The sequence below is a fragment of the Nitrospirillum pindoramense genome (assembly GCF_007827955.1).
GTDB classification, from domain to species: domain Bacteria; phylum Pseudomonadota; class Alphaproteobacteria; order Azospirillales; family Azospirillaceae; genus Nitrospirillum; species Nitrospirillum amazonense_B.
This window is the reverse complement of record NZ_VITR01000036.1, coordinates 1-7,270: the sequence shown is the minus strand read 5'-3', so window position 1 is coordinate 7,270 and position 7,270 is coordinate 1. Positions and strand designations below refer to the sequence as shown.

The window sequence follows — 7,270 nt, the reverse complement described above, 5'->3', positions numbered from 1 at the left end:
CTCCTGTTCCACCTCATCAGCCGCCTCTATGAACAGACCTCGGTCATCGTCACCACCAACCTCGCCTTCGGCGAATGGCCGTCCGTCTTCGGCGATGCCAAGATGACCACAGCCCTGCTCGACCGCCTGACCCACCACTGCGAGATCGTCGAGACCGGCAACGAGAGCTGGCGCTTCAAGAACCGCGCCTGACCGCCCTCCCATCACCGCCCCCCGCCCCGGACCCCACCCCCGCGGGTTCCCCCGGTGGGCACACAGGCACCCTCCCGTCCCCTCCGCTTCGCGCATCGCCGGGGGCGCTGCGCTCCGGGGACGGGGCCTTCCTATGCGCTACCGGGACAACCCGATTGCCAGCACATCACTGGGGTCCCTATTGGGCGCCGATACGGGGTCCCGTTACGCCGCCGATTGACAGCCTGGTCACCGCCTAGCGCCATCATTGGGCATGGCTCCGGCACTGTTCGCGGCAGTCCCGACGACTATCACTGAATATGTGCCGGCACGTGTGGCAGTATGAGGGTGGTGATCACGTTAGGAGCACCCACATGGCCCCATTCACCACGCCCTCATCCCAGGCGCGGACAACTCGTGTCAGTGCCCTGGTCACCAAGACGGAAAGGTCCGTCATCACCGCCAGAGCGCGCGCCGCTGGTCTCTCCGTCAGCGCCTACCTGCGCCTCTGCGCCCTCGATGACGCCCCCGACACCAATTCCCAGGCACTCGCCCAAGTCGACCGGCTTATCGCCGGCATGGAAGCCGATCTCGATGCCGCCACGGCCGTCTTGGATGCTACGCTCCGCCGCCTCGAGGGACCCTGCTGTCCATGATGAAGCAGGTGTATCTGGCAGGCTTGGTTGTCCTGGCCTGGCTGAGCATGTTTGGGGAGCCATGGGCAGCCGAAATCCCAGATGCTTGCCAGACCCAGGCTCCTTGGGGTGCCCCCCAGTGGACGGGAACCGAGCCGCCGGTGACCGCCCTGTGCCACCGAGCCTATGTCGCGCTGCACGACGACGTGAAGCTGGTGCCGGACTTCGTGTCCTGGTCGCTGACGGCGGAACACGCGTTGGGATGCCTGCCGCGGAAGGACTCGTTCGCACCGGACCCTGATCTGCCGCCTGGTCATCGAGCCGAGCTGGCCGACTACAAGGGCCATGCCGGGGTGTACGACCGTGGTCACATGGCGCCCAACTCCGACTTCGAGTGGGACGCACAGGTTCAGCGGGAGAGCTTCTATCTGTCGAACATGAGCCCCCAAGCGTCTCACCTCAACCAGTGGGAATGGGAGAGGTTGGAAGAAGTGACGCGAGCATGGGCGCTGACTCGGGGGCCACTGGTCGTGATGGATGGGCCCATCTGGGGGGCCACTGTGGAGACCATCGGCACTGACCAGGTGGGCGTGCCCGCCGCGTATTGGAAGGTGATAGTGGACGGGTCCGGTCAAGTCGCTTTGTTCATCATGCAGAACGAGGCCACAGCGAAAGGTGACCTAACCCCTTACGCGGTGTCCGTCGCTCAAGTGGAGACTGCTGCGGGATTTACGCTGCCACTGCCCGCCGGCGTGGATAGGACTGCTGTCAGCGTGGTTTGGCCCGCTGATATGGAGGCATTTCAAGAGCGCAAGCGTGCAACCTGCCAGATACGTTAGAAATTACGCTGGCGCTGATCATGGGACAATAGCCTAACGAGTGCCATTGTTCGAATTTCGTGTTGCGATAAAACCTTATATTGTATATTAATCGGCACGCACCAATTTTATTGATTGGGCGGTATTTATATAATTATCTCTGAACGTAGGGGGTAAGATGTCTGTTCATTTCATCGCTAAAAACCCAAAAGAACTTTTAAATAAATTCGAAAAATCCATAGAGGATGATGAATTTGGTGAAGATATAAGAACATGGATAAAGAGGTCTAGTAGAGATTATGACTCTGCATACACTCATTCTTCCGATCAATATGAAGATAAAGCATTAATTATGCCGGCGGTGTTGGACGGTGAATTAATGTTCAGTGTATTTGGAATATATGATGATGAAAAATATGAGGAAATATACACATACTATGTCGGCCATATTATTAGAACATTCTTTGCCCATTTTAGCGACGATTTTGATAAATTAGAAGCTTCGTTTGTAAAATCTGGGAGATGAGGGGTGCTATGACTGACGGAAATTTTAGTATCGATACAGATTTTGCCCTTAGTGCTGAGGCGGAAAAATTTGGTTCTTATCTAATATTTGCATTTCAGAAAATAAAAAACATAATTGAATATAATAACAGAAAGAACCCAGATGGATGGCAAAAATATGAGTTCTCATTTGATGTTCTTCATATATTAACTAGGAATAGGCTTACGGAATCCCGGAATTATACAGAAAATGGGAGAAACATAGAATATATTAAAGCATTTGCGGAGGCATGGAGTTGGCTAATTATCCAAGGAATAATTGTTCCTGCGGTAAGTGAATATGGAACATCAAATCAAATATATCAGTTCAGTAGGGCGGCGGAAAAATTTAAAGAAGAGATAGATGTAAAAACATATACTCTTGCAAGGAGGTTGCCGAGGGATCGTTTACACCCAACTATCGATAAAGCCGTATGGAGTTCTTTTATTCATGGAGACTATGACTGTGCCGCACTCCAGGCTCTGAAGAAACTAGAAGTAAGAATTCGTGACGCTGCGGGCATTTCAGTAGGAACAACTGGAAAGAGTGTTATAGAGGAGGCTTTTAAAAAGGATGATGGGAAATTATATGATTCATCTGGAGTTGAAGCGGAAGAACATGGCCTCAAAATAATGCTAATGGGTATATTTGCATACTATAGAAATTCATTCGCGCATAGAGATGTAAATCTTGAAGATCCAGATCAGGCGATTGAAATTATCATGATGGTTAACCATCTTTTCCGTATTGTGGAGCATAGAGAGAAAATGAAACCATAATCATTGCACCTGCTGCGGGCCATCAGGGGGTGGGAAACTCTACGCCGGAGGTCCCTACTTGTAAATTGGCGCGACTAAATGACCCCGTTAACTTCAATAGAATCAAATGGATACCGCGCCGATCGGCATCCAAACTGCGCGCCGATTAACAGTCGGCGTGTCAGCTGAGACTATCGAAGAGGGATTTCAGCATGTCAGCGAGGTGCGAGACCATGCCTCCGGCCTTCTCCGCCTGGGACAGAATTTCAACGCCCTCGGTCAGCCGCTTAAGTAGCCCCGCGCCGTCCGTCTTCTGGTTCCCGGTGTCGGTCTGGGCGTCGCTCAGCTCCCGGTGAAGGCTCTCCGCCGGCCCGCGGGCAGCGTCAGGCAGGGTGGGCAGGGTCTGCTGGAGCAGGGCAAGGGCGGCCGTCAGCACGCTGGCCGGAATGCCTTTCACCGTGCTGTTGATCGCCACTTTGGCTTTTTTCCCGACGCTACCGCGGATATAGGTGGCGCCGGCGCCGAGGACGACGCCAGCATCGGGCTCCGGCTGGCCAGCCACCCTGCGGCGGCCCTTGCCTGTGACGGAAAGCAGCGGTCCCCAGGCAATCTCGACCAGCTGCTCCTTCTGCATCGCCGTCACCGCCGCCAGCACGGCCGGGCCGTCCAGGCCCAGTGCGGTTCCCAGGCCGTTGACGGCCTCCGCGTCCAGCTGCCCGTTGGGTCTGACCGATGCGCTCGCCGCCAAGCCGGCCAGCATGGCCATATCGATGCCGGTCATGATTTGTTTCCTTGAATGACGATTAACTGTGGTCGATTGCTAATTACTTCCAGCAAGATGCTAGGATTATTGGCCGCCAACCAAACCACATTTAAATCCGGATCGGCAGCCAAGCGCTCCAGGAGTTGCGGCGATGCCGAAGGGTTATCGGCCACAGAGCTCCGTATCAATTCATCCGGGTCGGCGGCCAGGCACTCCAGGATCTCCACCGATGCCGAAGGGTTACTGGCTACTATGTTCCGTATTGATTCATCCGGGTCGGCGGCTAGGCGCTTCAGGATCTCTTCAGGCGCGTCACGGGCACCCGCCACAATACTCCTGCCGATATTGTCTGGATGGGTGGCCATGCGCTCCAGGTGTTGCACCCGCGTCAAGGGAATCCTGGCCTCTGACGACCTCCCGATATTGTCTGGATGGGTGGCTAGGCGCTCCAGGAGTTGCGGCGTCAGCGAGGGGTGCCCGAATATACGCTCCCACACATTACTGTCAGGGTCGGCGGCCAGGCGCTCCAGGATATGCAAGGGTGTCGAAGGGTTGCACGCAACACGCTCCCGTACTAATCCTTCAGGATCGGCAGACAGTCGCTCCAGGAGCTGCGGTGTTGCCGAAAGGTTTTCGGCTGCAGAGCTCCGTATCAGTACATCCAGATCGGCGGCCAGACACTCCAGGATCTCCACCGATGCCGAAGGGTTACACCCTACACGGCACCGTGTCGTCTGATCCGGATCGGTGGCCAGTCGCTCGAGTGCCTGCGGGGGTGTCGAGGGGTTGCTGGCAACCTCGCGTCGGACGTCACACTCTGGGGTGAAGGCCAGTCGCTCGAGTGCCTGCGGGGGTGTCGAGGGGTTGCTGGCAACCTCGCGTCGGACGTCACACTCTGGGGTGAAGGCCAGTCGCTCGAGTGCCTGCGGGGGTGTCGAGGGGTTGCTGGAAACCAGGCGCCGGACGTCAAAGTCTGGGCCGGCCGCCAAGCGCTCCAGGAGTAGTGGCGGCATCTGTTTGTCACTGGCAACAACCAAGGTGCGGCAAGAAGAGGTGCCGACAGCATCTTGCAGGGCGCGCCAGCCTGCTCCAAGTGCTTCGGGCGATAGACCCGATCGCGCGACCAGGTGCAGGGCGGTCCTCAGGGGACTGTGCCCGATGCCGTGCAGTACCGACGGATCGGCTTTGTGCCCCTCGCCCTGCTTGACCAGCCACTGCACAGCATCCGACGTCTCTTCCGGCTGGGATCGGGTAAGCAGCAGGGCCAGGACCTCCCTGTAGCGCGGGTCCTGCCAACGGTCGCGGACGGCGGCCAGAGCCCCCTTTTGGGCCAGGGTCTCCGCCAGGTAATATTCCTGGAAGGTCAGGTGGAGGAAAGACACGCGCTCCCGCCGATCGTCCACCACCAGCAGGCCGCTGGCCCTCAGCCTCTCCATTATTTCGTCGCGCTCCGTCCTGCAGACCGCGGCCACGCAGTCCTCCAGGACCCCCATGTCCACTTCGGGGGCCAGGTCCATCGTGGCCGCCAGGCGCTCCAGCACCCGGTCGCGCTCCCGGGTGCGGTACCGCTGCCCCTCCTTGGGCAACCGCCGCTTCCACAGGTTGCCCACGACCCTCCGGTAGAACGCTGCTCGGGATGTCGGCAGGGGGGTCTTGTCCTCGCGCCAGAGCTCGGCCGCCAGGGTCAGCAGCAGGGGGGTGCCGGCCAGGGGGGTCAGGGCCGAATGGCAGTCCAGAGCGGCCGCCAGGATGGCCGCTTCGGTCCGCCCCAGGGTCGGGGCCAGGTAGGCGGACCGCTCCGCCTGTGACCGAAGCGGCATCAGAGTTTGCACCGCCCCGGAAGCCCGCTGGGCCAACTCTCCCCCGCCGCCCTGCCAGACGGCGGTGCGGCAGGTAACGGCCACGGCACCCGGCAGGGTGTGAAAGCGCATCAGCCAGTCAGCCAGGGGCTGGCCGTCCGGCAGCTCGTCTAGCCCGTCCAGCAGCCATAGGGGCCGGAAGAACCGTCCCTCGCCCGGGACGCCGGGCTCGCCCAGGGCCCACAGCACGTCCGCCAGGCCGCCCCCCCGCAGGGACGGGTCCCGCGGATCGGGACGATCTAGGCGGGGAGGCAGGTCACATAGGCGCCGCAGGGGTAACAGCAGTGGCCCAAGGGCTCCGTAGCCGGGCGCCTCCGGCCGGACTTGCTCGGCCCAGTGCTCCAGCAGCCGGCTCTTGCCGGCGCCGGGCTCGCCCAAGATGACGGTGAGGCCATCCTCAACCCGGAGCAGCTCTTGGAGGGCCGCCGCTTCGGGGAGCTCCTTCCAGGCGTCGGGGCCGGGTACGAACGTCTCGCGCCAGGCTTCATAGCGCGGAGGCTGGATATGTTCGTCCTCCCATGAAAACCGTCCCCGCTGAACCAGCATTCCCAGCCGGGCGGGGAAATAAGGTGTTCTAGAGGGGGCATTCAGGTCGGGCATGGTCGAAACAACCAGAGGACGATGGCTTAACCCATGCTAGCGCAAAAGTGACGCCCACACAGGCGTGAATAGCAGGCTCAAATGTCCCGCATAGCCTCCAGCGCCCGCGCTGGCCCCATGGCCAGTTCAAAAGGCCGGCCTGGTGGCACTGCAGCTCCGCTAGGGCTGCAGTCCACTGGCCGGCTCCCCGAGAATGCCTCCAGTTTAAGTTAGAGTCACAAAAAGTTCTGACGCCCGCCGCGCGGCGGGCCGCTGTGAGCCATGTGCGCACTGCCCATGGCGTTAGCGAGCGGCGGGCGTGTTCGATCCTGAGGGTGGACCGCAGTTCGGTGCGCTACCTGTCCCGCCGCCCCGGCGATGGGGCGGTACGGGAACGGCTGCGTTCGCTTGCCGGTGAACGGCGGCGGATTAGTTATCGGCGGCCGGGCTTGTTGCTGGCCCGGGAAGGGTTCCGCCTGAATCATAAGAAGCTGCTGCGGCTCTATCGTGAGGAATGCTGATGGTCCGCAAGCGGTGGCCCTAAGCGCGCGTTGGGTAAGGGATAGTTGAACGCTGAACGCCTGATCGAAGCTGGCTATGACGACATCGGCGGGGAATTTTTGACCCTGGCTAACAGCGCGGCCTTCTTCGTGGAAGAACTGGAGCAGGAGTATGCGCGGCGCGGGCACGTATTCAAAAGGTCCGACGGCAACTGACCAGCTTGTCGGCTCCGGTCAAAGCTGAACACTGGCCCGCCCAGCCTGTGCCCTCATCAGCTCAAGTTGCTTCGCGCCGGTCGCGCCAGGTCGCTTTCGGGGATGAAGTACCAGTGGCGGCCATCCAAGCCGACGATGCCCTCGTTCTTCAACCGGGTCAGGGTCATGCCGGCGGTCTTGGGATGCGCCTGCAGCCGGAACTTGGAGCGCACCCGCTCCCCCACTTCCAGTGCCTTCAGCTTACCGGGGTAGACACCCCGTAGGATTTCAATGATCGCCTCCCGATAGGCGCCGTGGGGTATCTTGTCCGCTTCGGCTGCCGCCTTCGTCGTGGCGCGATCTTCCGCGGCGGCTGCGAGTTCCGGCATCAGGAAACGCTGTGTGGCCTCGCAGTCCGCGAGGGTGGCCCGCAGGTGATCGTACCGCT

9 protein-coding genes and 1 pseudogene are annotated in these 7,270 nt (G+C 60.0%); 7 read left to right on the top strand and 3 right to left on the bottom strand.

Annotation, left to right across the window (positions count from 1 at the left end; translation table 11 throughout):
* The 5 genes from FBZ90_RS27615 to FBZ90_RS27600 all read left to right on the top strand — a co-directional run.
* The coding region (locus FBZ90_RS27615; protein WP_186456083.1) for an ATP-binding protein at nucleotides 1-192 on the top strand (192 nt) is incomplete at its 5' end.
* Between the two features lie 299 nt (nucleotides 193-491).
* Nucleotides 492-827: a plasmid mobilization protein gene (locus tag FBZ90_RS28900; protein ID WP_420872624.1), complete on the top strand. Its 336-nt coding sequence runs from the start codon at nucleotides 492-494 to the stop codon at nucleotides 825-827.
* Complete coding sequence (locus FBZ90_RS27610) at nucleotides 824-1,645, top strand: DNA/RNA non-specific endonuclease (protein WP_145736978.1); 822 nt, start codon at nucleotides 824-826, stop codon at nucleotides 1,643-1,645. The genes FBZ90_RS28900 and FBZ90_RS27610 overlap by 4 nt, the downstream gene beginning before the upstream one ends.
* Nucleotides 1,646-1,802: 157 nt before the next feature.
* Nucleotides 1,803-2,150: a hypothetical protein gene (locus tag FBZ90_RS27605; RefSeq protein WP_145736975.1), complete on the top strand. Its 348-nt coding sequence runs from the start codon at nucleotides 1,803-1,805 to the stop codon at nucleotides 2,148-2,150.
* 8 nt (nucleotides 2,151-2,158) lie between these two features.
* Nucleotides 2,159-2,947, top strand: coding sequence for a TIGR02391 family protein (locus tag FBZ90_RS27600; protein ID WP_186456082.1), 789 nt, complete (start codon nucleotides 2,159-2,161; stop codon nucleotides 2,945-2,947).
* A 160-nt stretch (nucleotides 2,948-3,107) separates the two neighbouring features.
* Here FBZ90_RS27600 and FBZ90_RS27595 read toward each other — a convergent pair whose 3' ends face one another.
* Nucleotides 3,108-3,707, bottom strand: coding sequence for a hypothetical protein (locus FBZ90_RS27595; RefSeq protein WP_145736972.1), 600 nt, complete (start codon nucleotides 3,705-3,707; stop codon nucleotides 3,108-3,110).
* On the bottom strand, nucleotides 3,704-6,148 hold the full coding sequence (locus FBZ90_RS27590) for an NACHT domain-containing protein (RefSeq protein WP_145736971.1): 2,445 nt from the start codon (nucleotides 6,146-6,148) through the stop codon (nucleotides 3,704-3,706). Before FBZ90_RS27590 ends, FBZ90_RS27595 begins: the two co-directional genes overlap by 4 nt.
* Before the next feature lie 218 nt (nucleotides 6,149-6,366).
* Here FBZ90_RS27590 and FBZ90_RS28895 point away from each other — a divergent pair.
* Both FBZ90_RS28895 and FBZ90_RS28015 read left to right on the top strand, forming a co-directional pair.
* Nucleotides 6,367-6,684: pseudogene (locus FBZ90_RS28895) on the top strand (hypothetical protein); the annotation flags it as partial.
* Nucleotides 6,685-6,693: 9 nt separating this feature from the next.
* Nucleotides 6,694-6,843, top strand: coding sequence for a hypothetical protein (locus FBZ90_RS28015; protein ID WP_186456081.1), 150 nt, complete (start codon nucleotides 6,694-6,696; stop codon nucleotides 6,841-6,843).
* 56 nt (nucleotides 6,844-6,899) lie between these two features.
* Here FBZ90_RS28015 and FBZ90_RS28010 read toward each other — a convergent pair.
* The coding region (locus FBZ90_RS28010) for a hypothetical protein (protein ID WP_186456080.1) at nucleotides 6,900-7,270 on the bottom strand (371 nt) is incomplete at its 5' end.